Annotated in this window: 19 protein-coding genes; 12 read left to right on the forward strand and 7 right to left on the reverse strand. The window is 57.9% G+C overall.

Annotation, left to right across the window (positions count from 1 at the left end):
- Positions 1-90: 90 nt before the first annotated feature.
- A complete protein-coding gene (locus tag CKW31_RS20835) occupies positions 91-459 on the reverse strand; it encodes a DUF427 domain-containing protein (RefSeq protein WP_095099447.1) in 369 nt (122 codons plus the stop codon).
- Positions 460-758: 299 nt separating this feature from the next.
- Between CKW31_RS20835 and CKW31_RS20840 the strand changes: the two genes are divergently transcribed.
- The 5 genes from CKW31_RS20840 (at position 759) to CKW31_RS20865 (ending at position 8,292) form a co-directional block, all read left to right on the forward strand.
- Positions 759-1,934, forward strand: coding sequence for an XdhC family protein (locus CKW31_RS20840; protein WP_095099450.1), 1,176 nt, complete (start codon positions 759-761; stop codon positions 1,932-1,934).
- 232 nt (positions 1,935-2,166) lie between these two features.
- Positions 2,167-3,846 carry an MFS transporter gene (locus tag CKW31_RS20845; RefSeq protein WP_176469936.1) on the forward strand — a complete coding sequence of 560 codons (1,680 nt, stop codon included), beginning with the start codon at positions 2,167-2,169 and terminating at the stop codon, positions 3,844-3,846.
- Positions 3,843-5,033 (forward strand): HlyD family secretion protein, encoded by a 1,191-nt coding sequence (locus tag CKW31_RS20850; RefSeq protein WP_095099455.1) that lies wholly within the window; start codon positions 3,843-3,845, stop codon positions 5,031-5,033. Before CKW31_RS20845 ends, CKW31_RS20850 begins: the two co-directional genes overlap by 4 nt.
- A 1,015-nt stretch (positions 5,034-6,048) precedes the next feature.
- Positions 6,049-7,137, forward strand: a complete 1,089-nt coding sequence (locus CKW31_RS20860; RefSeq protein WP_095099458.1) for an enoyl-CoA hydratase/isomerase family protein — start codon at positions 6,049-6,051, stop codon at positions 7,135-7,137.
- Between the two features lie 3 nt (positions 7,138-7,140).
- Positions 7,141-8,292: an acyl-CoA dehydrogenase family protein gene (locus tag CKW31_RS20865; RefSeq protein ID WP_095099460.1), complete on the forward strand. Its 1,152-nt coding sequence runs from the start codon at positions 7,141-7,143 to the stop codon at positions 8,290-8,292.
- Between the two features lie 119 nt (positions 8,293-8,411).
- Here CKW31_RS20865 and CKW31_RS20870 read toward each other — a convergent pair whose 3' ends face one another.
- Entirely contained in the window at positions 8,412-13,574 is a 5,163-nt protein-coding gene (locus CKW31_RS20870; protein ID WP_095099462.1) for a dermonecrotic toxin domain-containing protein, read from the reverse strand.
- A gap of 128 nt (positions 13,575-13,702) precedes the next feature.
- Complete coding sequence (locus CKW31_RS20875; RefSeq protein ID WP_095099464.1) at positions 13,703-14,266, reverse strand: NADPH-dependent FMN reductase; 564 nt, start codon at positions 14,264-14,266, stop codon at positions 13,703-13,705.
- 292 nt (positions 14,267-14,558) lie between these two features.
- Here CKW31_RS20875 and CKW31_RS20880 point away from each other — a divergent pair, with 292 nt between their 5' ends.
- Positions 14,559-14,768, forward strand: a complete 210-nt coding sequence (locus tag CKW31_RS20880; RefSeq protein ID WP_027902834.1) for a hypothetical protein — start codon at positions 14,559-14,561, stop codon at positions 14,766-14,768.
- A 254-nt stretch (positions 14,769-15,022) separates the two neighbouring features.
- Here the strand turns inward: CKW31_RS20880 and CKW31_RS20885 are convergent, their stop codons facing one another.
- From CKW31_RS20885 to CKW31_RS20900, 4 genes are read right to left on the reverse strand one after another with little or no spacing between them, the layout of a single operon-like run.
- Positions 15,023-15,568, reverse strand: a complete 546-nt coding sequence (locus CKW31_RS20885; RefSeq protein ID WP_095099467.1) for a GNAT family N-acetyltransferase — start codon at positions 15,566-15,568, stop codon at positions 15,023-15,025.
- 45 nt (positions 15,569-15,613) lie between these two features.
- Positions 15,614-16,375 carry a DNA polymerase III subunit epsilon gene (dnaQ, locus tag CKW31_RS20890; protein WP_095099470.1) on the reverse strand — a complete coding sequence of 254 codons (762 nt, stop codon included), beginning with the start codon at positions 16,373-16,375 and terminating at the stop codon, positions 15,614-15,616.
- Positions 16,368-16,820, reverse strand: coding sequence for a ribonuclease HI (rnhA, locus tag CKW31_RS20895; RefSeq protein WP_087274467.1), 453 nt, complete (start codon positions 16,818-16,820; stop codon positions 16,368-16,370). Before rnhA ends, dnaQ begins: the two co-directional genes overlap by 8 nt.
- Before the next feature lie 28 nt (positions 16,821-16,848).
- Positions 16,849-17,610 carry a class I SAM-dependent methyltransferase gene (locus CKW31_RS20900; protein WP_095099473.1) on the reverse strand — a complete coding sequence of 254 codons (762 nt, stop codon included), beginning with the start codon at positions 17,608-17,610 and terminating at the stop codon, positions 16,849-16,851.
- Positions 17,611-17,680: 70 nt separating this feature from the next.
- Here CKW31_RS20900 and gloB point away from each other — a divergent pair, with 70 nt between their 5' ends.
- From gloB to CKW31_RS20930, 6 genes are all read left to right on the forward strand, one after another.
- Positions 17,681-18,460, forward strand: a complete 780-nt coding sequence (gene gloB, locus CKW31_RS20905; RefSeq protein ID WP_095099476.1) for a hydroxyacylglutathione hydrolase — start codon at positions 17,681-17,683, stop codon at positions 18,458-18,460.
- 99 nt (positions 18,461-18,559) lie between these two features.
- Positions 18,560-20,146 carry a LysM peptidoglycan-binding domain-containing protein gene (locus CKW31_RS20910; RefSeq protein ID WP_095099480.1) on the forward strand — a complete coding sequence of 529 codons (1,587 nt, stop codon included), beginning with the start codon at positions 18,560-18,562 and terminating at the stop codon, positions 20,144-20,146.
- Between the two features lie 270 nt (positions 20,147-20,416).
- Positions 20,417-22,246 carry an extracellular solute-binding protein gene (locus CKW31_RS20915; protein WP_095099483.1) on the forward strand — a complete coding sequence of 610 codons (1,830 nt, stop codon included), beginning with the start codon at positions 20,417-20,419 and terminating at the stop codon, positions 22,244-22,246.
- Positions 22,243-24,096 (forward strand): extracellular solute-binding protein, encoded by a 1,854-nt coding sequence (locus CKW31_RS20920; protein WP_095099485.1) that lies wholly within the window; start codon positions 22,243-22,245, stop codon positions 24,094-24,096. The genes CKW31_RS20915 and CKW31_RS20920 overlap by 4 nt, the downstream gene beginning before the upstream one ends.
- Before the next feature lies 1 nt (position 24,097).
- Entirely contained in the window at positions 24,098-25,171 is a 1,074-nt protein-coding gene (locus CKW31_RS20925) for a microcin C ABC transporter permease YejB (protein ID WP_095099488.1), read from the forward strand.
- A 1-nt stretch (position 25,172) separates the two neighbouring features.
- Positions 25,173-26,192 carry an ABC transporter permease gene (locus tag CKW31_RS20930; RefSeq protein ID WP_095099491.1) on the forward strand — a complete coding sequence of 340 codons (1,020 nt, stop codon included), beginning with the start codon at positions 25,173-25,175 and terminating at the stop codon, positions 26,190-26,192.

Consider the following 26,192-nt stretch of genomic DNA (forward strand, 5'->3'; position numbering starts at 1 on the left):
GTGAATCTCCGGCGTTGCCGCGACCTGTTTGTTCAGGCAATGCGGCGTCGAGCATTTCATTTATCAGGCAACCGGTGCACAAACACCGCTTCAGTCATGTGGCATCTCCGTCACGAACGTCACCCGCTCCGGGTAAAACGCTACGTGATTCCTGAGCTGCGCCACGGCACGGTAAGGCTGTTCATAAGTCCAGACCGCGTTCGGGATGCGTAGCCCATGGATATCCAGGCTGAAATAATTGGCGTCGCCTTTGTACGGGCAGTGGGTTTGATGTTCGGTTCTAACGTAATGTTCAATCCGTATATCCGAACGGGGTATGTAGATAACCGGCGGGTATTTGGCCTCTTCAAGCAACAGCGCGTGATCACTGCGGGCGAGCAGCGTTTCTTCGAACATCACGCTGACCGGACCTTTGCAGGGGGTGATAGTGATGGGGTGGTCGTAGTCGGGGGTTTTCATGGTGCATGACCCTTTCACAGATAGCGTTGATTTTTATGTATGTCGCGCCCCTGCGGGGTCGTGGGACCGGCTTTAGCCGGGAAAGGGCCGGTACAATCGCTGCATCTCTGTCGTCTGCCATGCAGTCTTCCCGGCTGAAGCCGGTCCCACGTCATCAGTGTGTCCTTGCTTGCAGAGTAGCGTTCCTCTCTGGTCTCGCCAGCGGATAACCCAATGGTATGCGTCTGTGAACTGAACGTTTTCAGCAACCCTGCATCCGAACACTCTATGCTGTGCACACAGATTCCCGAGGTTTTGTAATGAATGATTTATCCCGCCTGCTCGAGGCTTTGTCCCTTGCTCATACCGACGGGCAGGACGCGGTCATGGCGACGGTGGTCAAGGTCGAGGGTTCGGCCTATCGGCGTCCCGGCGCGCGGATGGTGATTCCGCAACTCGGTAGCGCCACTGGCACGGTCAGCGGCGGCTGCCTGGAAAGCGATGTGAGCAAAAAAGCCTGGTGGTTGACCGCCGCAGGCAAACCGGTACTGCGCACATACAGCACGGGTGAGGACGATGATGACCTTGAAGACGCTGAACTGAGCTTCGGACTGGGCTGTAACGGCACCGTGCATATTCTGTTCGAGCGAGTCAGTGCGCAGAATCCATCACTGGCAATCAGCGTATTGAAACAGGTGCAAGCCACCTCGCGCCCCGCTGCGCTGGCGACGGTGATCAGTTCCGGGAATGAGCACCTTGCAGCAGTAGGTGAACGGGTTGCGCTGTGGGCAGACGGCAAGCTTGAGCAGGAAATGCAAGACCGTGCACTCAGCCAGACCATCGCCGCCGACCTGCAAACCGTACTCACCGCCGAAAAGTCAGCCATTCGCAACTACGACGGTCACGCAGGATCAATTCAGGTGCTGCTTGAATTCATTCCGGCACCGCGTCGACTGGTGATCTTTGGTGCGGGGCATGATGCCGTACCACTGGTCAACATGGCGCACTTGCAAGGCTGGCACACCACAGTGATCGACGCGCGCACGCATTTCGCCCGCCCGGAGCGTTTCCCCGAGGCCGATCAAGTCAGCGCCCTGCCCTTGCAGCCTTTCGCCGGCATGCAGGCGCTGGTCGATGACGCTGCGGTGGTAGTCATGACCCACAGCTACACTCAGGATCGTCACTGGCTCAGTCAGGTACTGACGCTGAATCCGCGTTACATCGGCCAGCTTGGGCCGCGCAGCAGGACCGAGCGACTGCTGGACGAAATGAGCAGCGAGATGCGTCAACTGCCAGCCTTCGCAACGCTGCATTACCCCGTAGGTCTGGACCTGGGCGGCGATACACCGGCAAGTGTTGCGCTGTCGATCCTGGCGGAGATCAATGCGGTGCTCAACCAGCGCAACGGCGGCATGCTCAAGCATCGCGAAGCGAGCATCCATGCGGCGGATGTGATGATGGCGGGTGAGATGGGATTGCTCAAGAGTGGGTCTTAGGTATTTTCTGACCTGCTGACATGTACAAAACCTGTAGGCCCCCCTGTGTCCCTGACACAGCGTTGTCGCGCAGCAAAGATTGGACTTGTAGGAGCGCGCTTGCCCGCGATGGCGTCAGGTCAGTCGATGAATGTATCGCCAGTGCTGACGCCATCGCGGGCAAGCGCGCTCCTACAGGTCCTGTGCAGCACTTCAAACATCAAACAAAGTTGCCACAAGGCAGTAGCGGCTCATGAGCAGTAAATACACCCAACACAACTGGGCTCCCCATGAACGGCCGACCATGCCGGGCTCGCCGTCGACGCCGTTGCATTCGACGCCCAAACGCTGGGCATTCGCACTGGTCGGGGTGATTGTCGCGCTGACCGGCGGCTTGGGTAATGCGCTGGTGGTTGCCAACCTGCCCTATTTGCAAGGTTCACTGGGCGCAACCACCGCCGAAGTCGCCTGGCTCCCCGCCGCCTACGTCATGACCAACGTTTCAATGAATCTGGTGCTGGTGAAGTTCCGCCAGCAGTTCGGTTTGCGGACCTTCACTGAGTTATTTCTGGTGCTCTACGCACTGGTGACCTTCGCTCACTTGTTCGTCAACGACCTGAATTCAGCCATCGCCGTGCGCGCGGCTCATGGCATGGTCGGTGCCGCCCTGTCGACGCTGGGCCTGTATTACATGATCCAGGCCTTCCCGCAGAAATGGCGTTTGAAAGCATTGGTGCTGGGACTCGGCACTGCACAACTGGCCATTCCCATGGCCCGGCTGGTGTCCGAAGATCTGCTGCAGATTGCCGAGTGGCGCGGCCTTTACCTGTTCGAACTGGGCATGGCGCTGCTGTCGCTGGGCTGCGTGCTGTTGCTCAAGTTACCGCCAGGGGATCGCTTCAAAGCCTTCGAAAAACTCGATTTCCTGACGTTTGGCCTGCTTTCCACCGGTTTTGCCCTGCTCTGCGCCGTGCTTTCTCTGGGGCGCATCGAATGGTGGCTGGAGAAAACCTGGATCGGTCTGGCATCTGCCGCGTCGATCGGACTGATCTGCGCCGGGCTGGCCATCGAACATAACCGCAAGAACCCGCTGCTGATCACTCGCTGGCTGGGCAGTGGTGCAATCTGGCGACTTGGATTGGCGGTCATCCTGTTTCGGGTCGTGCTGTCGGAGCAGTCCATCGGCGCGGTGGGGTTCCTGCAAACCCTGAACATGGGCTCCGAGCAACTGCATTCACTGTACGCCGTGATGCTACTGGGCAGCGTGGCGGGTCTGGCGGTCAGCGCGTGGACGATCAACCCGCAGCACCTGATCAAACCCTTGCTGATCTCTTTGGCGATGATTGCGATTGGTGCCTGGATGGACAGCGGCTCGACCAACGTCACCCGACAATCGAACATGTACCTGAGCCAGTTCCTGCTGGCCTTCGGCGGCACGTTCTTTCTGGGTCCGACGCTGGTCATGGGGATCAGCAGCGTGATCGCCAACCCGCGTAATATGGTCAGTTTTTCCGTGTTGTTCGGTATCACCCAGAACCTTGGCGGGCTGATCGGCTCAGCGGTGTTCGGGACGTTTCAGGTGGTGCGGGAGAAATTTCACTCAAGTGTGCTGGTCGAGCACCTCACCTTGATCAACCCTCAAGTTCAGGCCCGCCTGCAAAGCTCCAGCGCGAGCTACGCTTCAGCCATTGCCGACCCATCGACACGGACTAATCTGGGGATCCGCGCCATCGCCAACACAGCCACCCGGGAAGCCAATATCCTGGCCTACAACGACGTATTCATGCTGATCGCACTGGTTGCGGTCCTGACCATGGTCTGGATTTCGATTCGCGTGACCTGGCTGAGAATGACTACAAAACCGCTTGCAGCGACACCCCCTGCAACGGCGAACTCTACTCCCGTTAACTCCAGCGGCGCTCAACCTTCATGAATGACACGACCAAGCCTCCTGCATCGACCGACGCAGGCTCTAATCCGACCCCGGAACAATCCGCATCATCAGGACCGCCACCGCCTCCGGCAGCCGCTCCTGCCAGCAGCGAACCGCGCTCTTCGCGCACCCGGCTCATTTCCTCGGTGATCTTTGCCAGCATTGCGCTGATCGGCATTCTGATCGTGCTCTACGCCTGGCAATTGCCGCCGTTCAGCAGCCCCATCGAAAGCACTGAAAACGCGTTGGTGAGAGGCCAGACCACGATCGTCAGCCCGCAATTGAGCGGCTATGTTTTCGAGGTGCCAGTGCAGGACTTCCAGTTCGTCAAGGCAGGCGACCTGCTGGTAAGGCTGGATGACCGGATTTACCGCCAGCATCTGGATCAGTCGTTGGCGCAACTGGGCATCCAGAAAGCTTCACTGGCCAATAACTTGCAACAGCGACGCAGCGCCGAAGCAACCATCGCCCAGCGCAAGGCAGCCCTGGAAAACAGCATCGCTCAGGGTCGCAAATCGGCGGCCGACCTGCGCCGTAATCAGGCGCTGGTCACCGATGGTTCCGTGTCGAAAAGTGAGCTGGACGTCAGCCGCGCTGCCGATGCGCAGGCCAACGCTGCCATCGCTGAAGCCCGTGCTGCGCTGGACATTGCCAAAGAAGACCTGCAAACCGTGATCATCAATCGCGGCTCGCTGGAGGCCTCGGTAGCCAATGCTGAAGCGGCTATCGAGCTGGCACGCATCGACCTGAGCAACACCCGTATCCTGGCCCCCCGTGACGGCCAATTGGGGCAGATTGGCGTGCGCCTGGGTGCCTATGTGAATTCCGGCGCGCAGTTGATGGCACTGGTACCGGACCGGTTGTGGGTCATCGCCAACATGAAAGAAACGCAGATGGTGAATGTGCGCCTTGGCCAGCCGGTCACGTTTACTGTGGATGCGCTGGGTCATGAAAAAATGCACGGGCGCGTGCAGCGGATTTCCCCTGCTACGGGCTCGGAGTTCAGCCTGCTACCGGCGGATAACGCTACCGGCAACTTTGTGAAGATCTCTCAGCGGATCCCGGTGCGGATCATTGTCGAGCCCAACCAGCCTTTGGCGAAGCGTTTGCGACCGGGTATGTCGGTGGTGGTCAGTATTGATACGAGTCAGGACGGCGAGGTGCCAGCGGATCCGGGGGGTGAGTGAGGGGGCTCATCGTTTTGTGCCGCTGTGCCACTGTTCTAGTGTACATATCCGTTTTTGCGGTAACGGCTGATATTGGTTGCGCTTTTACAGCGCCTCACTTTTGAAAGATCCGGAAGCCGGCCCAGACAAAAGTAAGCAAAACGCTCTTGCCCCACCACTTGGCACCTCGCTGTCGCTCGGTGTACCCGCCCGCAGATCCTGAACAGTGGGCCGCCGCAATGGGCCATCCATGGCCCGGTGCGGCTAACCCGGCATCCTTGCCACTCTTCAACTCAAGAGCGCCCCACGCTTCAGAATCTGCGTTCGGCCAGCGTGGTTTAACGGGGCGCCCAAGATCAAAAGCGCGGCGGCCTGACAGCCGACCTGGTTGTGTGAACTTGCTACCTCAGCTCCGGCTAACACGGACCTTGTGGGAGCGGTGCTTGCCCGCGATTCAGGCGCCACGGTACGTCAGATATACCGCGTAATCGTTCATCGCGGGCAAGCACCGCTCCCACATGAAACCGCGTGTATCCAGGCCCTGATCTAGATCTGCTTAGATCTGCTTTTGATTTTGATTTTGATCTTAAGCGCCCCGTTAAACCACGCCGGCCGGAATTCGATATTGCTGTGTGGGGGCTCTTGTTAAATGAAGGGGCGGCATGGATGCCGGTTTAGCCGCCTCAGGCCATGGATGGCCGGTGGCGGCGGCCCCGCGCAGCAATGTCGGATTACGGGTATGCCAAGCGCCAGCGAGGCACCCAGTGGTGGGGCAAGAGCGTTTTGGTTACTTTTGTCTGGGCCGGCTTCCGGATCTATCAAAAGTGACGCGCTGTAAAAGCGCAACCTATAGCAGCCGTAACGCAGCAACGGATATGTGCACAAGAATTGAAGGATGTGTAGCTACCAACCGCACCCTGCAAGAACGCCCTAGGACTATGCACCTTTACCGGCTGTCTTTTGCAAATTTGCACTGTTAGCATCGTGACTGTCATCTCTCGCAGCCTATAAAACAAAAACGAACAGGGAGTTTGTAATGACTGCATCTGCTTCAACTGCCCTCAAGACGCTCACCGACAACAGCATTCTGGCCGAGGTACGCAATCACATCGGCCACCTGACACTCAATCGCCCGGCGGATCTGAACGCCATTGACCTGAGCATGGTGCGCAGTCTTCAGGCGCAACTGGACGCCTGGGCCCGGGATGATTCGGTGTACGCCGTAGTCCTGCGCGGTGCCGGAGAAAAGGCGTTTTGCGCCGGTGGCGATATTCGTTCGCTTTACGACAGCTTCAAAAATGGCGAGACCCTGCATCAGGCTTTCTTTGCCGAAGAATATGCCCTGGACCTGACTATTCACCGTTACCGCAAGCCGGTTGTCGCGCTCATGGACGGTTATGTCCTGGGGGGCGGTATGGGACTGGTGCAGGGCGCGGATCTGCGGGTGGTCACAGAGCGAAGCCGCCTGGCTATGCCGGAAGTGGCCATCGGATACTTTCCGGATGTAGGTGGCAGTTACTTTCTGCCGAGAATTCCCGGCGAACTGGGGATTTATCTGGGGGTGACGGGCGCGCAGATCGGCGCGGCAGACGCTTTGTACTGCGGCCTGGCGGACTGGTATCTGCACAGCGACGCGCTGACAGAGCTGGACAGAAAGCTCGACCGCCTGCAATGGCGCAATCAGCCACTCAAGGATCTGCAAGGAGCGTTGGCGAAAGTCGCCAGTCAGCGCTTGCCTGATCCCCCTATGGAGCAACTGCGGCCCGCCATCGACCATTACTTCGCGCAGCCGGACATCACGAGCATCATCGAACAGCTGCGTGAAGTTGCCGTGTTCGACACCCATACCTGGGCTTTGAACACCGCAACGCTGATGGAGAGCCGCTCGCCACTGGCAATGGCCGTGACGCTGGAAATGCTCCGGCGCGGGCGTCATCTGTCGCTGGAGGACTGCTTCGCGATGGAGTTGCATCTGGATCGACAATGGTTTGAGCAAGGCGACCTGATCGAAGGTGTCCGCGCACTGATCATCGATAAAGACAAGAAGCCGCAATGGAATCCGCCCACTGTTCAAGCATTAAGCGCCGAGCGTGTGCGAAGCTTTTTCAGCGGCCATGGAGATTGAGTCATGCACGATATCGAACTCACCGAAGAACAAGTCATGATCCGCGACATGGCCCGGGATTTCGCCCGCAACGAGATCGCGCCTCATGCGCAAGCCTGGGAGAAAGCTGGCTGGATTGATGACGTACTGGTCAGCAAGATGGGCGATCTGGGTTTGCTGGGCATGATCGTGCCCGAGGAATGGGGCGGTACCTACATCGACTACGTGGCCTACGCGCTGGCAGTCGAAGAAATTTCTGCTGCTGATGCCGCAACAGGCACCTTGATGAGCGTGCACAGCTCGGTGGGTTGCGGGCCGATTCTGAATTACGGCAGCCAGGAACAGAAACACACCTGGCTGGCCGAATTGGCCAGCGGGCGAGCCATTGGCTGTTTCTGTCTGACCGAACCGCATGCCGGTTCTGAAGCTCATAACTTGCGCACGCGGGCCGTGCTGCAAGGCGACGAGTGGATAATCAACGGTGCCAAGCAGTTCGTCAGCAATGGTAAACGGGCACAGTTGGCGATTGTGTTTGCGGTCACCGACCCGGAGCTGGGCAAAAAAGGCCTTTCGGCGTTTCTGGTGCCCACCGACAACCCCGGTTACGTGGTCGACCGCTCAGAACACAAGATGGGCATTCGAGCATCCGATACCTGCGCTGTGACCCTAAACAACTGCCGTATTCCTGCCGCCAATCTGCTTGGGGAGCGTGGCAAAGGCCTGGCCATCGCCCTCTCGAATCTTGAAGGTGGGCGAATCGGCATTGCCGCTCAGGCGCTTGGCATCGCCCGCGCTGCGTTTGAAGCGGCGTTGACCTACGCACGGGAACGGGTGCAGTTCGACAAGCCAATCATCGAGCATCAAAGCATCTCCAACCTGCTTGCCGACATGCATACCCGCATCAATGCAACACGCTTGCTGGTCCTGCACGCCGCGCGACTGCGCAGTGCGGGCCAACCCTGCTTGTCAGAAGCATCGCAGGCCAAGTTGTTCGCCTCAGAGATGGCCGAGTCGGTCTGCTCCAAAGCGATCCAGATTCACGGTGGGTATGGCTATCTTGAGGACTATCCCGTCGAGCGCTATTACCGGGATGCCCGCATCACCCAGATCTACGAGGGTTCCAGCGAAATCCAGCGACTGTTGATTGCGCGGGAGCTGAAGCATTATCTGATCTAATCCTTGCGTGGACCGGCTTTAGCCGGGAAAGGGCCGGTACAGCCGCAGCATCTCTATCGTCAGGAATGCAGCCTTCCCGGCTAAGGCCGGTCCCACGGCAAATCAGATCATGTAGTGACTCAAAACCGCTCACGCCCCAGCAGCGTTACCAGCAAGGCCATGGAATCGGCATTGCTCATGATGATTTTGGCGCGTGCATGCGCATCATCGAGAAAGACATCCCGGGCAGCATCAATGGTCGGAGCTCCCGTCAGCTTCAGGACCCTCTGTTTAGCCCCGCCATCCTCTGATTTGAGGTCCCGCAACACTCCCTCGTCTTCGATCAGAAACAACTCATCACGAGGGGTGAGATGGGACAACTTGCTCTGGTGTTTCGCCTGCTCTCTTTTCAAACGCGCCCGATACTCGCCGGCATCTTCTAGCAGATCGAGGAACGGAAGTTCTGAATCCACATAAACGATGTCTACGGTTTTGCCGGCAATGTGCGAAAGCTCATGAATCAGTGCAGTCGCCCGGTAATGGGCACCGGTGTTAAAACCACCCAGGCGCGATTGCGCGGGTTTGAGGCGGACAAACGGTGAACAGAAATACCGCTCACTGAAAAACACCCGTTGCAATGGATCATTCGTATAAGTGAAGGCCGTCGTGCCTCGGGAGTTGAGCTTGTTGGTTCCGACCACATAACGGGGTGAAGAATGTGGCGACAGCGTAGGGTCCAGCACCAATCGGTAGATATCGGTGATCGCTTGTTTGATGGGGATGACAAGCTTGTTACTCAGGCTTGTGACCCCGAAGAAGTCTTTGATGATTTGCTCGACACGAGGATCAAGAACGCGGCGCGTGGCACGAACGGTCAGATTTTCCAGAGCGTAACGCAGGTAGATCCGTGCCTGGCGATGAGCTTCGACAATCTGCGTGGCCTTTAGCGGGTACAGACGCTGGATCTCGGCCATCCCACGAGCCTCAACGACAAAGACGTCATCGACGTTGCGATCTGTCAGATCGGTCTTGAACCGGGTAAGCGCACCACCATTGCGTCTGCTACCCAGGTCAGTATCAAATTCCCAGCGTTTGTGAGCATCCAGCCTGATCAGAGGCCCCTCTTTCTCCCCTTCAATCACACACCAGCCCTTCAGGGCTTTTTTTACCTGGAACACCCTGCCGGACACCGCGGCGTATTGCTTGAGCGTCGCCGGATCTTTGAAAACCTGGAGCGCATCATTTTTTTCCAGCTGGCTCAGTGATATATCGTGCACTTCGAACTGCCGCAGACGAATATCCAGCTCCCGCTGCATTTGCTGATCATGCCAGTGGGATTCCGCCAGTTCCTCGGGGTCTCTGTCGCCTTCCGCCAGTAGCGAAGTCTCTCCACCCAACTGCTGACCAGTGGAGATCAGCACCAGTAATGCGGCTGCAAATTCGGCAGCCGCCTCGCCCCACTCATCATGGTTGGCCGAATTGAGTGACGAATGAAACAGGTCTTTTGCCTGCCATAACCCCAGAAGCCCGCCAACCCTTCCGGGTAAAAACGTCAGGGACTGCTCAGCCCCCAGCAGCATCAGGTAGCGCATCTCGGCGCGGTCGGCCTCAGCGGTGGTGACACTGCTTCTTTTCGCAATAAGCATCATCACCTGTTGCGCAGCACGAAACAGGCAGGACAAAAAGTTTTCCTGCGTCGCTTCGACCTTGATTTGCACAGGCCCTGGGTGAGATTCACCCAGATCGCTCACCCCCCCGACAAACCAGGAGAGACGCGGCTGCAGGAAACCTCCCCGGTTGTAGATAAATCGCACCGTTGGATCCAGGCGCTCAAGGACCAGAGCCTGCAGCTCTTCGTTGGTTTGCAGGTCGGTGAGAAAATCACTCTGGCTGGCGTATTCCTTGAAGATGTAGTCCGGATTGGCAATCATGTGCAGGATCCAGGGCCCCTCATCCTGTTTTTCCGGGCCAATCAGGTAAATCCCCGCAGCCACGTCGACGAGGTAGTCTGGAGCGGGCAGCAGCTGCAGCGGGCAGAAAATAATCTTTCGGCCGTCAAGGGGCAGCCGTGCGAAGCCATCGGGCATGCTGACCACGTTTTCAATGAGGTTGTACGCCGTGCTGGTCAGCTTCCCTTCGAGCATGGACTGAAAGGCGGCGAGAAGCAGCGCACAAGGGGCTTGCTCGAGAAACTGCCCGAGGCGCTCGGCATAGTCCGGCGCGGTTTCCTTGAACTTGCCAGCCAGATATTGCTGATACCCGGTACCGATATCCAGCGTTCGCGCCAGATTGCGCACATAAATTGCGTCCAGCGAGGCAGGTAGAGGTGTCGTGCCATTAGTCGAGACACTGAGCGACGCATCCTGGAAATTGGAAAAACGATTGATGGCGAAGTCAGACAACGATTCGCTGAGGGTGCTGGTCGCCGCAGGAATTGAAGACGGCACCTGGCCGGTACCCACGGGTGCCACGGTGTAGTGAGTGAGGGTGATCGATATTTGCTCGGGGTCAAGTTGCGCGCTGGGGTAATCCTTCTGTAGCCGTTCTCGCAGTTGCACGACGGTGTACTGATCCAGACTGGAGAGCGACACGATTCTCTGCTTCGAGGTGTAAAGCTGCCAGAAGCGCACCATCAATTCTCTGAACGCCAGCAAATCGCGTTCAGAAGCCTTTTTCAGCCAGTCAGGCAAACGTCCGGCCAGCAACGAGAACTCCAGCTGGCCAGACAACGTATCTATCACGGTACGCGCCTTGTCGTCTGATTCCATGGGAACCAGCATTTTTTTCAGCAGCCCGGCGTCGGCTTGCCATTCAACTGCCGTACGGTAAACCGCTTCGATGCCAAGGCATTGCCTGCGCCATTCGTCATCCACCAGATGCTTGATAAAATCATTTTCGACCCGCGCCAGGCTGACAGTAATGGGTTGGCTGAGGCCTTGCCTGAAGTAATTATGGAGCCTGTGCCGGTCAGCTTCGGCCACCAGGGCCAACCACCTGTCTCGAGACTCGGGATAGGCCAGCCTGGCATTGAGATCCAGTTGAAGGTCACTGAGGCTTTCGAACTCCCGCAAGCCAAGCACCGCCGAACATTGCAGCGGCTTCCCATCGCCATTCAATGGCTGCTGAAGGATAAAGACATTGGTGAGCTTTATCGGAGGCTGATTACTGTCATAAACAAGAAACGGAACCGAGACTTCGACGGCCTCGAAACCAAAGTGCTCGCGCAGTTTGAACACCGGCCGATCAAGAACCTGCTGAAGCATGCCCAGCCCGTGACTGCTCACCTCTCGGGCTTTGCCGTGCATGCTCAAGGCCAGCCTGAGCAACCCCTCCCGAATCAACCGCGAGGCATTGGCCGAAATGACGCTGGAGCCGGCTACCCGCAGGTGTGATCCGTGAAAGTTTCTGATCTGCCGGAAATATTCGCCGGTGAATGCTCTTTGCGCGCGATCCATCACGTGATTGAGCAAATCAGGTGTCAGCCACGTCAGATGCCGGGAGTACACCGAATCAAGCGGGTCAAAATAAACAAGGCAATCCTGCGAGACCTTTGCCTGGCGGTGGCCGGTCACCCGCTCGACCAGTAACACCACCAGACTGACAACGCTGTCGTCGTCCTCGCGATACCACATGCGCTGGGCATCGACAGCGTCATCGTGCAGTACCGAAAAATACCGGTTCAGCAATCTGCGAGCGCAATCTGTAACAGCGGGATGAGCGTCGAGAATACTGTCAATCCGCATGCGTGTATCACGCAGATAAGTCGCCCAAATTAACGGCGCAGCGTCGCCTGCATCCTTGAGATGGATATCCAGTGAGGACATTCTGGATGGCGAACTGAAGCTGGACCAGAGTTCCTCGGAGCTTTCCATCTCTTTGCTCCATGACTTGGCGTCATCTGGGAGCAAGAGCCGGGGATCGAGCAATCTACGGATATCGAGCGCTCCAGCAACGGCTACCAACGCGTGAGCAGGCGATTTGAAACCCAGTTTGAGAATGCTCGCGAGGTTGCGCTTTTGCAGCGCAATGACCGAATCCACGAGCCTGATGAAGGGCGTTTTGCTCACCGGGTCCAGACGTAAATGCACGTTCCCCTGAGCGCGCAGCAACAGGTCGTCATCAAGCGATGTGTAGCCGAGAACTTCTGCTCGACCTTCGATCCTGAAAAAGTACTCAGCGACGGCTCCGACGCTGCTGAAGCGCCGCAAGCCCGGTTTCGCGCTGTACAGAAAAACGTCCGGCAGTTCACTCGAGCTGAAACCGATCAAGATAACGCCTGCCAGCTTGAGCGGGTCCTGATTGTGTATCGCGATGGATAACCGCGACATCTCGACCTCGTCCGATACGCTTTCACCCGGTTGGCACAGTGATTTGAGCGCGGCGTATTCCGCCGCAGTGACGGTGCCGTCCTGTCGGCTGCTCAGCAAATGCTGACGGAAACACCCGATAAAAGCCTGTCCTGCCAGATCCCGGAGGCTCATGTCGCCCTCTATCGGGGTACGCCAGTAATCCTCCAGCAGGTTTTCATAGACACCGACCAGCCCGCTGCTGCTGGTGACCGCTCGTTGCCAGGATCTTGCCTCGTCCCCCGTCAGTTCCCGCCCTTCGCTGTCCAGCCACTGCTGACGTATACCGATGCCCAGCGGCCTCCCGCACCAGGCCCTGGTCGCCACGTCGACCAGAGTCTGCGTCCCCAAAGTGACACCATCCTGTTTCGAACTGTCCAGCTGCTTCACCTGAGCAATATGGGTCAGCACGTTGATCGTCGTCCCTGGAAAACGCGTATCGACCTCTTGTTGCAGGTTATGGCCTATGGCCTTCTGCAACGAGGGTACACGCTGCAAGTGTTCAGCCAGTTGATGGAGCTGCTGCGCCTGCTGATCAATGATTGCGAACATGCGCTGTTCGGACAGCCGTCCTTCAATCAGCTCATACTCGAATTGATTTGGATCGCCATATTGCAGGCCATACCGGGTCGTCAACCCGGCCACTAATGCCTGACGATCATCGAATCGCTCTACACCGTTCAGGGCCGTGCACAGATAAACCTCAGGCGTGAGGTTTTTCGAGTCACTGATCAACAGCGCGCCTGCCAGTTCGGCATGCATCAGCCCGCCGTCGCCACGGGACAGCAAATCAACCCGCGGCGCGGTGGCCTCCTCGTCCTGCGGATCAATGAGCAATCGCAGCCAGGTGGCTTGCGGATCAGTGATGCGCTCCGCCTGAAGCGCATCGTCGATGTCCTGGGAAAATCGTGAGTCAAGCGACCCGGAATAAAACCAGGGTGAGTCTGTAGCTGACATGACAAGTTCCTTTTGCAATAAAAACCCATCGCCACTCAGGGCGATGGGTTGAAAGAGCAAAGGAGCTTATCGGGGGCTAAATCATTACCGACGGTACATAAAGCAGTGTATTGCCAATATCAGACCACTCAGGCTTTGTGGTTCTGCTCGACCCAGGTCGCATAGGCATTGATGAAGGTTTGCAGGAAAGGCTTGGTCTGCTCGGAGAGCGTCCCCGCTGCATCGAAGAATGTCCCGGCATTGCCCAGATAGGCCTCCGGCTGCTGCAAGCACGGTACGTTCAGAAAGACCAGGGCCTGACGCAGATGATGGTTGGCACCGAATCCACCGATGGCGCCTGGTGAAGCACTGATCACCGCACCGGGCTTGCCACTCCAGGCGCTTTTACCGTAAGGACGCGAGCCCACGTCAATGGCGTTCTTCAGGGCACCTGGAATCGATCGATTGTATTCAGGTGTCACGAACAACACGCCATCGGCTGCGCTGATTTGCTGACGGAACGCCGTGTAGCTCTCGGGGCTTGAAGTAGCCGTGTCGATGTCTTCGTTGTACAGCGGCAAATCACCGATTTCGACAATCTTCAGTTGCAGGCTGGCCGGGGCCAGGTCGGCGAGGGCCAGAGCGATCTTACGGTTGATGGAATCAGCGCGCAGACTGCCCACTACTACGGCGATTGAGTAAACCTGACTCATGAATATTTCCTTCAACGTATGAAAAGAGCCACTAGTTATAGATCAAGTCGCGGCCAAGGTGCAGATTGCATTGCTGTGATTGAGCATTAAACAGCACAAACAGCCCAAAATCCGGCCATGACTATTTTTTAATCGCGGGCAAACTCCACGGCCAAACAGCGGTCTACTTCGCTTGATTGCGTACTGCGCACGACGTTTTGTCAGAGTCATGCAAGATGTGAACCCGACGCTCGATGCGCAGTGTTAGCATGCAACAGTAAACATGCGGTTATCTTCAGAGGTTACAAAGCAAATGGCTTCAATCAAGGTTGGACAATTTCATGCACGCGATGCCGAAGGCCGTGTTTATTCGGTGCATGAGTTCCGGGAACAGCTGTCTGAAGCGAGTGGCACGGAGCCTGTTTCAATCTACAAGCTGGCGATTGGCGACCGGGTCAACCATCTGGGTGGCGATGAGTTTCAGCTGGTCCAGTCCGGCATAACCATGACTCGTACGTCCTGATACGGTCGGCGGTCTGGAGGCGCGATCCGGTTCTCACAGGCTCAGCTCTTGACGTGGGACCGGCTTTAGCCGGGAAGAGGCCGGTACATTTCATCGTCGGGCATGACGCCTTCCCGGCTAAAGCCGGTCCCACGGTTACGCGCAACTCGTAGGAGCAGCTTCAGCCGCGAGCAGATCGATGCGCCAGCAGGGTCTGTGTGGCCTGATATTCAGCCCTCCCGGCTAAAGCCGGTCCTACGGCTAGGCACAGCTGGTCAGCTAAACAACAGATACCAGAAGATCGCGGATTCGCGTGTCTGAGGGTCGATGGCGCGGTAACGCAGGTGGTCTACCCCACCGACAACGAATCCATACTGCTCGTATAACCGGCAAGCAGCCAGGTTGTTGTTCTGGGTTTCCAGCATGATGCCTGGCAAATTCTGCTTGCGCGTCCAGAACTGCGCGACATCCAGCAGCGACCGCGCCACACCGTTACGGCGCGCCGATGCATCGACGGCCAACTCGTCGACGTGCGCAAAACCGTTCCAGTGCCGACTCAGGACCATGTGCCCCACGGCACGTTCGCCCAGCCAGGCAACCATCACTGTGCTGTCGGCGGCATCCCGATGGTCGCAAAATTCCTGAGAGTCGATGCCATAGTTTTTGCTGTAAGGCTCGACCGCTTCGACCTGCCATTGCTCAACACGCTGCCCCACTTGCACCGCCGCATAACCGCTGACGGTGAAAGTGAATTCGCTGTTGAGGATGTAGTCCTCGAAGCATTCGTCTGCAACGCGAATGCTCAGTGCCGGATTAGCCAAGTTCGTGAGTCCATTCAGTTGCCAATGAATCGGTCGAGCGTTGCGTTACGCCTGTCGGGCAGCGGCTGCGGCTTCCTGTAACTGCACCCACAACGCCGGAGCGCCAGCAGCCTTGGCAATGGCCGCCATGCGCACATCGTGTTCGGCCAGGTCGTTTTCACTGGCACGAATGACACGGCATGGCTGACGGTCAGCTGGCAAACGACGAATTTCGGTTGCCGTATTACCTGAACCTTCACCAGAACCATTGCCGTCACTGGCGTTACCTGCCAGCGACAGACTGGTCTGGCCGCCGGTCATGGTCAGATAGACGTCAGCGAGAATCTCGGAGTCGAGCAATGCGCCGTGCAATTCACGGCCGGAGTTGTCGACGCCATAACGTTTGCACAACGCATCGAGGCTGTTGCGCTGACCCGGGTGACGCTCACGGGCCATCATCAAGGTGTCGAGCACGGTGCAGTGCTGAGTGATATCAGCTCTGTCCTGCTGACCGATCAGGGCAAATTCGTTGTTGATGAAGCCAACGTCGAACGCCGCGTTGTGAATGATCAGTTGCGCACCTTTGATGAATTCGAAGAACTCATCCGCCACTTCAGCGAAGCGCGGCTTGCCGACCAGAAATTCGTTGGTGATACCGTGGACGCCGATAGCGCCTTCGTCACTTTCCCGGTCCGGTTGCAGATACACGTGGAAATGCCGCCCGGTGAGGCGGCGGCCCATCAGTTCGACGCAACCGATCTCGATGACCCGGTGGCCATCGGTGACCGGCATACCGGTCGTTTCGGTATCGAGTACTACGCTACGCATGTTTGATGCCTCTTACTTCATCCACACCACGGTTAGCCAACTGGTCTGCCCGTTCGTTACCAGGGTGACCAATGTGGCCGCGGACCCATTTCCAGGTCACGGTGTGGCGATTGACTTGTTCATCCAGCAGTTTCCAGAGATCGGCGTTCTTGACCGGTTCCTTGGCAGCCGTTTTCCAGCCGCGCTTCTTCCAGTTGACCATCCACTCGGTGATGCCTTTCATCACATACTGCGAATCGGTCACCAGCAGAACTTCGCAGGGACGCTTGAGTTCTTCCAGGCCGCGAATGGCACCCAGCAGCTCCATGCGGTTATTGGTGGTATTGGCTTCGCCGCCCCACAGTTCCTTTTCAACGCCCTTGCAGACCAGCAACGCGCCCCAGCCGCCAGGCCCGGGATTGCCCTTGCAGGCGCCATCAGTGAACAGTTCAACGGTATCGCTCATTACAAACATCCAGAATGGGTTGGCTTTGCTATTCAGGCTCGCACGTGTCTCGGTTGACCTTGGCCATGGGCAGCGGGATCAGCTTGCCCATGGGCTCGCGGCGTAACTCCCGCAAAGGTCGCAATCCTACCACCAGCTTGCGTGCAACCAATAAATAGAAGCCGCCGCCGGGGCTTTGCCAGCCATCGCCGAGACGCTCCAGACCAGAGAGACGCGCTTGCCAGCTCGCGGAAGCAAGCGGCGGACGATAGCACCCGAAGCGGCGCTTCTCCAGTGCGAAGCCCAGCAGATTCAGCCAGTCTGCGACCCTTGACGGGGAAATGCAGCGAGCCTTGTGCAACGCGTCTTTGGCAAAAACATGCCGCAGGCCCCACGTGCTCCAGGGGTTGATACCGACAATCAACAAATGGCCGCCGGGCCGCACGCTGCTGGCTGCCTCGCGCAACAAACCGTGGGGTGACAGGCAGAAATCCAGACCGTGCTGCATGACCACGACGTCGGCGGCATGCTCGCTGAGGGGCCAGGCCTGTTCTTCACAGACAATCTCCACCCCGGGCAAGGGCGCGCCCAGGCGCACATTGCGCTGAACCTGCTGTGCAGCGGGCGGTGTTTCGGCCGAAGGACCGTAATGCACCAGATACCCCCCAAAAAAGCGCCCGAGTTCTTCTTCCAGAACCCGCCGCTCCTCATGCAATAAAAGCTGGCCCAACGGGCCTGACAGCCAGTCGCGCGCTGAACTGATCAGCGCCAGCCACTCGGGATCAGCCTGCGCGAATGCTTCATCGGTCATGTGTGATCCTCGCATCGAGCGTCATCAGACTCTAAGATGCCTCATTGTTTCCAGCTAAGCGAACTGCGCCATGATACAGATTGATGCCCTGCCGGCTTTTACCGACAACTACATCTGGTTGTTACAAGATCCTTCCAGCAAACGCTGTGCTGTGGTGGATCCGGGCGATGCTGCACCGGTCATCGAGTGGCTGGAGCAACATCCGGACTGGACCCTGAGCGACATCCTGATCACTCACCATCACCACGACCATGTGGGTGGCGTCGCGCAACTCAAACAACGTACGGGCGCCCAGGTCGCCGGTCCTGCGACGGAAAACATTCCGGCGCGGGACATCAGCCTTGCCGATCGCGATCAAATCAACGTACTGGGGCTGGATTTCGACGTCATTCTCGTACCTGGCCACACCCTTGGCCACATTGCTTTTTACCACGCAAGGTCAGAGAAGCCGTTGTTGTTCTGTGGCGACACACTTTTCGCGGCGGGTTGTGGGCGTCTGTTCGAGGGTACACCAGTACAAATGCACCAGTCGCTGGGTCGCCTGAACGAATATCCAGATGACACGCTTGTGTACTGCACTCACGAATACACACTGAGTAATCTGCGCTTCGCCCAAGCGGTTGAGCCTCACAACACCCACATTGCAGAGCGCCTGGCACAAGTCAGCCAGTGGCGCAGTGAAAATCGCATCAGCCTGCCGTCAAATCTTGCTCTGGAACGTCTCACAAACCCGTTCATTCGCACCAGTGAAACATCTGTTAAACAAAAAGCGGACGAACGGACCGGGACCGATAATCAGTCGCCAAGCGAGATTTTTGCTGCCCTGAGGGCCTGGAAGGATACGTTCTAAAAAGCGCGACCTGGACCCTGAAAGTTCTCAAAGGTTGACCATTGGCAGGGGGGTTTCTAGAATCGCCCGACATTTTCGCCTGGAACTATCTCCCAGCCAATGTCGTCATCTATACGCAGCACCCTTAATTCAGACGCATTGACTCGGTTAGCTCAGGCTATTGCCGTAGCCGTGAGCGCCACGCTCGCCGGCTGCCAGACCACTAGCCACGTCGAACCCAGCAGTAGCCACCGCACGCCCAATCTGGCCGCGGGCATCAAGCAAAAACCGATCTTTCTCTCTCATAAACCTGCCCCACTTGCGCCACCGCAAGATGTCTGGGAGCGCATGCGTCAGGGCTTCCAGTTGCAACAAGGCAACGGCCTGAACCCTCGCATTGACCAGCAACGCCTCTGGTTCGCCAACAACCCGTCGTTCCTTGAGAACGCCGGTGAACGTGGCAGTCTGTACATGCACTACATCGTTGAACGCCTCGAAGAGCGCAATATGCCGCTGGAGCTGGCGCTGCTTCCAGTCATCGAAAGCGCCTACAACCCCATGGCGGTCTCCCGCAGTCAGGCAGTAGGTCTGTGGCAGTTCATCCCGTCTACCGGGCGTTACTTCAACCTGCGTCAAACCAACTTCTACGACGGTCGCCGTGACATTCAGGCGTCCACCGTTGCCGCACTGGATTACCTGACGCGTCTGCACGACATGTTCAACGGCGACTGGCTTCTGGCACTGGCGGCTTATAACGCGGGTGAAGGCACGGTCAGCCGGGCTATAGAGCGTAACGACAAGCTCGGTCTGCCGACCGACTACTGGAATTTGCCTCTGCCCCAGGAAACCAAGGACTACGTGCCCAAACTGCTGGCGCTGTCCCAAGTGGTGCTGGCACCCGAAGCCTATGGCGTCAACCTGAATCCAATCGCCAACGAACCGTATTTCGACGTTGTAGAACTGAATCAGCGCGTGGACCTTTCCAAGGTCGCCGCCATGGCCAACATCGACGAAGACGAACTGATCCAGCTCAATCCCGCTTACAAGAAGCGCATGACCATCGATGGTCCCAAGCATCTGCTGGTGCCAACGGCCAAGACGCAACTGCTGACCGCCAGCCTGTCGAACATGCAACCTCAGGAGTTGGTGGACTGGAAGCAGTACCGGGTTCGCAAGGGCGATACACTCGCCAGCCTGGCCAGCCGCTATCAGGTTTCAGTCGACTCGCTGAAGAGCACCAACGGTCTGTCCAGCAACAATTTGCGCCTGGGGCAATCGTTGAGCATTCCGACTCAGCCGGGCATGACGCCTTCAAAACCGGTATTCGAAGAGTTGGCGCGTAACGAAAAACCCGCTCGCAGCAGGAACTACACGGTCAAGAGCGGTGAAAACCTGTCGATCATCGCCAAGGCGAACAAGGTCGATGTCAAGGATCTGCAGCGCTGGAACAAGCTTTCCGGGCAGAACCTCAAGGTCGGTCAGACTCTGGTAATGCAGGACAACACCCCGAAAGCCAGAAGCACGGCGACCGCCAGTGCCGCTTCGGCTGACAAGAAGTCCATGCAGTACAAGATCCAGAAAGGCGACTCGATGTACCTGGTTGCCAAACGCTTCAACGTGGAGATGCAACATCTCAAGCGCTGGAACCCGCGCAGCGGTTCGGCTCTCAAGCCGGGTCAGACGTTGACGGTTTATTTGCCGCATTGATCGCATTGTCAAACCTGGCTATCGACCTGTGGGAGGTTCCATGTTTGCCTGCGAGCAGGCGTGGGACCGGCTTTAGCCGGGAAAGCGGTATTCCTGAAGCCTCATTATCAGTGAGTGTTCCGGACTCTTCCCGGCTAAAGCCGGTCCCACGACATTGCACAAGCACCGCTCCCACAGAAGCCGCGCGCCAACAGGCTCTCCACTCCACCCTTTTTCCTGTCGATACAAGCTGTTACTGTTGACGACCCAAAAGCCCAAGCCGTCTGGATCGTGATACGTCCCTTCCTGCTCATCATCAGCCTGGCCTTGAGCTTTCCCGTCTACGCGGCCATCAGCGAGAGTCATGGCTACGCGCAGTTCGGTGTTCTCAAGTATCCAGCCAGCTTTACGCATTTCGACTGGGTAAACCCCGAGGCGCCGAAAGGTGGCACCTTGAGAATGATGGCTTTTGGCTCGTTCGACACGCTCAACCCTTATACCTTCAAGGGCAGCAGCCCGATTTCGACGGCCAATTTCCTGCAGTACGGCGTCAATGAGCTGAACGAGCCGTTGATGGTGGGCACTGGTCAATACGATCCCTCCGGCGACGAACCGACTTCAAGCTATGGCCTGATCGCACAAAGTGTCGAGTTCAGTGAAGATCGCAGCTGGGTAGTCTTCAACATCCGCCCGCAGGCCCGCTTCCATGACGGCAAGCCAATCACGGCCTACGACGTGGCGTTCTCCTATCGCACCCTGCTCAAAGACGGCCATCCTCAGTACCGCACCGCCCTTCAGGAAGTGCAGCGAGTCGATATTCTCAATCGCCACCGCATTCGGTTTGTCTTCAAACGCACGGGCAATCCACTGTTGATCCTGCGTTTGGGCGAGTTGCCGGTGCTGCCTCAACACTATTGGAAAGATCGTGACTTCAAAGCCACGACCTTCGAGCCGCCACTGGGCAGTGGGCCGTACCGGATTACCAAGGTGCAACCCGGTCGGCAACTGGTCTTCGAGCGGGTCAAGGATTACTGGGGCAAGGATCTCGCGGTCAATCGTGGCAAATACAACTTTGATCGGGTTGAAGTCGAGTTCTATCGCGACAGCGACGTCGCCTTCGAGGCCTTCAAAGCAGGCGAGTTCGACATCTACATCGAGCATCAGGCCAAGAACTGGTCCACGGGCTACAACTTCCCGGCCGTGGCCAACGGCCAGGTCATCAAGGCGCAGATCGAGCACAAGATCCCGACCCAGACGCAGGGTCTGTTCATGAACACCCGGCGCGCCATGTTCGCCGACGCACGGGTACGTGAAGCACTGGGGCTGATGTTCAACTTCGAATGGACCAATCGCACCCTGTTCAGCGATGCCTATTCGCGTACCACCAGCTACTACCCCAACAGCGAATTTTCCGCCACCGGCCTGCCTACCGGTGCCGAATGGCTGCTGCTATCAGCGTATCGCGAGCAATTGCCTCCCAGCCTGTTCACCCAGCCGTTTACGGTGTCGAAAACCGACGGTGGCGGCATTCCGCGTGAAACCCTGCGCAAGGCCTTGAAGCTGTTTGGCGACGCGGGCTGGAAGCTGTCGGATCACGGTCTGGTGAATGCCAAAGACCAGCAACTGCGTTTTGAGATCCTGTTGGTCAACCCGAGCCTTGAACGTATCCAGCAGCCTTTTATTGAAGACCTGCGCCGGATCGGCATTGACGCCCGCTTACGCACGGTCGACCGTGCGCAGTACAAACAGCGGCTGGATCAGTTCGATTTCGACATGATCAGCATGACCATGGCGCAGACCCTCAGCCCCGGCCTGGAACAGTGGCAGTACTTCCACTCCAGTCAGGCTGCTATCAAGGGCAGCAAGAATTACGCGGGCGTCGCCAGTCCGGTGGTCGACGGCCTGCTCAATCAACTGCTCGCCGCGCAGACCCGGGATTCGCAAGTGGCGGCCGCCCGCGCGCTGGATCGCGTCCTGCTGTCACAGCACTACATGATCCCCAACTGGTATCTGAACAATCATCGCCTGGCGTACCGCAACCGGTTCGCCATGGTCACCACCCCGCCCTACACCCTGGGTTTGCGTGCGTGGTGGATAAAGCCTCTGGAGAAGACCCAATGAACCCGTTGCGTTCCCTGCTCAAGCAGGCTGGCGGCCTGTTGCTGGTCGGTATTGCCTGCACCGCCCAGGCTGCGCCCCAGCACGCCCTGACGCTCTATGACGAGGCGCCGAAGTACCCCGCCAACTTCAAGCACTTCGACTATGTGAACCCGGATGCGCCCAAGGGCGGCACCATTCGCCAGGCAGGTTTTGGCAGCTTCGACAGCCTCAACCCGTTTATCAACAAGGGCACGCCCGCCGAAGACCTTGGCCTGATCTACGACACACTGGCCCGTTCCAGCCTGGATGAGCCGCTGACCGAATACGGGTTGGTCGCCAGCAAGATTGAAAAAGCACCGGACAACACTTGGGTGCGTTTTTATCTGCGTCCCGAAGCACGCTTCCATGACGGTCACCCGATTCGCGCCGAAGACGTGGAGTTTTCCTTCAATACCTTGATCAAAGATGGCTCCCCGATGTACCGGGCGTACTATGCCGGGGTAGACAAGGTAGTCGTCGAGGATCCGCTGCAGGTCCTGTTCAAGTTCAAGAACAGCGACAGCCGCGAATTACCGCTGATCATCGGACAGCTGCCGGTGTTGCCCAAACATTTCTGGGCCACACGTGAGTTCAACAAAGGCAATCTCGAGTTTCCGTTGGGCAGCGGCCCGTACAAGGTCGCCGAAGTCAAAGCCGGGCGCCTGGTTCGTTATGAACGGGTCAAGGACTATTGGGCCAAGGACTTGCCGGTCAACCGCGGCCAGTACAACTTCGATGTGATGAGTTACGACTACTATCGCGACAGCGACGTGGCGTTGCAGGCCCTCAAGGCCGGTCAATACGACTACCGCATGGAAAATACCGCGAAAAACTGGTCCGCAGCCTATGACATCCCTGCCGTGCGCGAAGGCCGGTTGATCAAGGAGGAACTGCCCAACGGCAACCCGCAGGGGATGCAGGGCTTCGTCCTGAATTTGCGCCGCCCGATGTTCCAGGACCCGAAAGTGCGTGAAGCGCTGACGCTGCTGTTTGATTTCGAATGGACCAACAAGCAGTTGTTCAACGGCTCCTACACACGCACCAAAAGCTACTTCGACAATTCGGAAATGGCCTCCAGCGGCCTGCCCTCTGCCGCGGAGTTGAAGCTTCTCGAGCCGTTGCGCGGCAAGATTCCTGATCGGGTGTTCACGGATGAATTCGTGCTGCCAACCACCGACGGAAGCGGCATGATTCGTCCGCAAATGCGCCGTGCTTACCAGTTGCTGCAAGAAGCAGGCTGGCGCATCAAGGACGACCACATGACAGACGCGCAGGGTAACCCGGTCAAACTGGAATTCCTGATGGCGCAAACCGCCTTTGAGCGGGTCATGCTGCCTTACAAGCGCAACCTCAAGGACCTCGGTATCGAACTGACCATCCGCCGCGTGGATGTCGCCGAATACATGAACCGCCTGCGTTCGCGAGACTACGACATGATTGTCAGCAGTTATCCGCAATCTTCGTCGCCGGGTAACGAGCAACGTGAGTTTTTCCATTCGGTGAGCGCCGACCGCGCTGGCAGCCGCAACTTCATGGGCCTCAAAGACCCGGCAGTCGATACGCTGGTGGATGGCCTGATCAACGCCGACTCGCGGGAAAATCTGATCGCCCACACCCGAGCTCTGGATCGCGTGCTGCTGTGGGGCTTCTACATGGTGCCCAACTGGCACATCAAGAGCTGGCGCATCGTCTACTGGGACCACCTGGCGCATCCGGAGGCCAAGGCCTTGTCGGATATCGGACTGACCAATTGGTGGGTAAAACCGGATGTGAAGCCTGCACCGCCGCAGCAACCTGTCCCCGATGCAGACGCCGAGAAGGAGGAGCGCTGACATGCTGGCTTATATCCTGCGACGTCTGCTGCTGATTATCCCGACGCTGTTCGGCATCCTCCTGATCAACTTCGTGATCATCCAGGCCGCGCCCGGTGGCCCGGTAGAGCAAATGATCGCCAAGCTCGAAGGCTTCGAGGGCGCCACCACGCGAATCGCAGGTGGCGGCTCCGAAGTCTCGGTGGCTGGCTCCAACTATCGCGGCGCACAAGGTCTTGACCCGGCCCTGGTGAAAGAAATCGAGAAGATGTACGGCTTCGATAAATCGGCGCCGGAACGTCTATGGATCATGATCAAGAACTACGCCCATCTGGACTTCGGCGACAGCTTCTTCCGTGACGCCAAGGTGGTCGACCTGATCATCGAAAAGATGCCAGTGTCCATTTCCCTCGGGTTATGGAGCACCCTGATCATGTACCTGGTGTCGATCCCGCTGGGGATCGCCAAAGCAACCCGACACGGCAGCCATTTCGACGTCTGGACCAGCTCGGCAATCATCGTCGGTTACGCAATCCCGGCCTTCCTGTTCGCTATCCTGCTGATCGTGATGTTTGCCGGGGGCAGCTACTTTGACTGGTTCCCGTTACGCGGCCTGACTTCGAACAACTTCGACGAGCTGAGCACAGGCGGCAAGATTCTCGATTACTTCTGGCACCTGGTACTGCCGGTTACCGCGCTGGTGATCGGCAACTTCGCGACCATGACGCTACTGACCAAAAACAGTTTCCTCGACGAAATCGGCAAGCAGTACGTGACCACTGCCAAGGCCAAGGGCCTGAGCAACAACCGCGTGCTCTACGGCCACGTGTTCCGCAACGCGATGCTGCTGGTGATTGCCGGTTTCCCGTCGGCGTTCATCAGCATTTTCTTTACCGGCTCCCTGCTGGTGGAAGTGATCTTCTCCCTCGACGGCCTGGGCCTGATGAGTTTCGAAGCCGCCATCAACCGCGACTATCCCGTGGTGTTTGGCACGCTGTTTATCTTCACCCTGCTTGGGCTGGTGGTGAAACTGATCGGGGACATCACCTACACACTGGTGGACCCGCGCATCGACTTCGAAAGCAGGAAGCATTGATATGAAGTTGTCTCCTCTGAATCGTCGACGCTTCGAGCGTTTCAAGGCCAACAAGCGCGGCTGGTGGTCCCTGTGGCTGTTCCTGATCCTGTTCGTCCTGAGTCTGGGCGCGGAACTGATCGCCAACGACAAACCGCTGGCCATACGGTACGACGGCGCGTGGTACTTCCCGGTACTCGAGCGCTATCCAGAAACCACCTTCGGTGGCGAATTCCCGCTGGAAGCCAATTACAAAAGCCCCTACATCAAGGAACTGCTTGAAGCCAAAGGCGGCTGGACATTGTGGGCACCGATCCCTTTCAGCTACCAGAGCATCAATTACGACCTGAAAGTCCCCGCCCCTGCCCCGCCCTCATCGGAAAACCTGCTCGGCACGGATGACCAGGGGCGAGACGTACTGGCCCGGGTGATCTACGGTTTCCGCATTTCGGTGCTGTTCGCCCTGACCTTGACCGTGCTCAGCTCAATCATCGGCGTCATCGCCGGTGCCTTGCAGGGTTTCTACGGCGGCTGGGTGGACCTGGTAGGCCAGCGTTTTCTGGAAGTCTGGTCCGGATTGCCGGTCCTCTACCTGCTGATCATTCTTGCCAGCTTCGTGCAGCCCAACTTCTGGTGGTTGCTGGGCATCATGCTGCTGTTTTCCTGGATGAGCCTGGTGGATGTGGTGCGCGCCGAGTTCCTGCGCGGGCGCAATCTGGAATACGTGCGTGCCGCCCGTGCGCTGGGCATGGAGAATGGCGCGATCATGTTCCGCCACATTCTGCCCAACGCCATGGTCTCGACCATGACCTTCATGCCGTTTATCCTCACCGGCGCCATCGGTACCCTCACTGCGCTGGACTTCCTTGGCTTTGGTTTGCCCGCCGGGTCGCCGTCACTGGGCGAGCTGGTTGCCCAGGGTAAATCCAACTTGCAGGCCCCATGGCTGGGCATCAGCGCCTTCGCGGTCCTGGCCCTGATGTTGAGCCTGCTGGTATTTATCGGCGAGTCCGCCCGCGATGCTTTCGACCCAAGGAAATGA

The organism is Pseudomonas sp. Irchel 3A5, from assembly GCF_900187575.1.
Classification (GTDB): domain Bacteria; phylum Pseudomonadota; class Gammaproteobacteria; order Pseudomonadales; family Pseudomonadaceae; genus Aquipseudomonas; species Aquipseudomonas folii.

Coding starts and splice junctions, on each gene's coding strand:
- CKW31_RS20835 (WP_095099447.1), bottom strand. CDS start 459: ATGAAAACCCCCGACTACGACCACCCCATCACTATCACCCCCTGCAAA.
- CKW31_RS20840 (WP_095099450.1), top strand. CDS start 759: ATGAATGATTTATCCCGCCTGCTCGAGGCTTTGTCCCTTGCTCATACC.
- CKW31_RS20845 (WP_176469936.1), top strand. CDS start 2,167: ATGAGCAGTAAATACACCCAACACAACTGGGCTCCCCATGAACGGCCG.
- CKW31_RS20850 (WP_095099455.1), top strand. CDS start 3,843: ATGAATGACACGACCAAGCCTCCTGCATCGACCGACGCAGGCTCTAAT.
- CKW31_RS20860 (WP_095099458.1), top strand. CDS start 6,049: ATGACTGCATCTGCTTCAACTGCCCTCAAGACGCTCACCGACAACAGC.
- CKW31_RS20865 (WP_095099460.1), top strand. CDS start 7,141: ATGCACGATATCGAACTCACCGAAGAACAAGTCATGATCCGCGACATG.
- CKW31_RS20870 (WP_095099462.1), bottom strand. CDS start 13,574: ATGTCAGCTACAGACTCACCCTGGTTTTATTCCGGGTCGCTTGACTCA.
- CKW31_RS20875 (WP_095099464.1), bottom strand. CDS start 14,266: ATGAGTCAGGTTTACTCAATCGCCGTAGTAGTGGGCAGTCTGCGCGCT.
- CKW31_RS20880 (WP_027902834.1), top strand. CDS start 14,559: ATGGCTTCAATCAAGGTTGGACAATTTCATGCACGCGATGCCGAAGGC.
- dnaQ (WP_095099470.1), bottom strand. CDS start 16,375: ATGCGTAGCGTAGTACTCGATACCGAAACGACCGGTATGCCGGTCACC.
- rnhA (WP_087274467.1), bottom strand. CDS start 16,820: ATGAGCGATACCGTTGAACTGTTCACTGATGGCGCCTGCAAGGGCAAT.
- CKW31_RS20900 (WP_095099473.1), bottom strand. CDS start 17,610: ATGACCGATGAAGCATTCGCGCAGGCTGATCCCGAGTGGCTGGCGCTG.
- gloB (WP_095099476.1), top strand. CDS start 17,681: ATGATACAGATTGATGCCCTGCCGGCTTTTACCGACAACTACATCTGG.
- CKW31_RS20910 (WP_095099480.1), top strand. CDS start 18,560: ATGTCGTCATCTATACGCAGCACCCTTAATTCAGACGCATTGACTCGG.
- CKW31_RS20920 (WP_095099485.1), top strand. CDS start 22,243: ATGAACCCGTTGCGTTCCCTGCTCAAGCAGGCTGGCGGCCTGTTGCTG.
- CKW31_RS20925 (WP_095099488.1), top strand. CDS start 24,098: ATGCTGGCTTATATCCTGCGACGTCTGCTGCTGATTATCCCGACGCTG.
- CKW31_RS20930 (WP_095099491.1), top strand. CDS start 25,173: ATGAAGTTGTCTCCTCTGAATCGTCGACGCTTCGAGCGTTTCAAGGCC.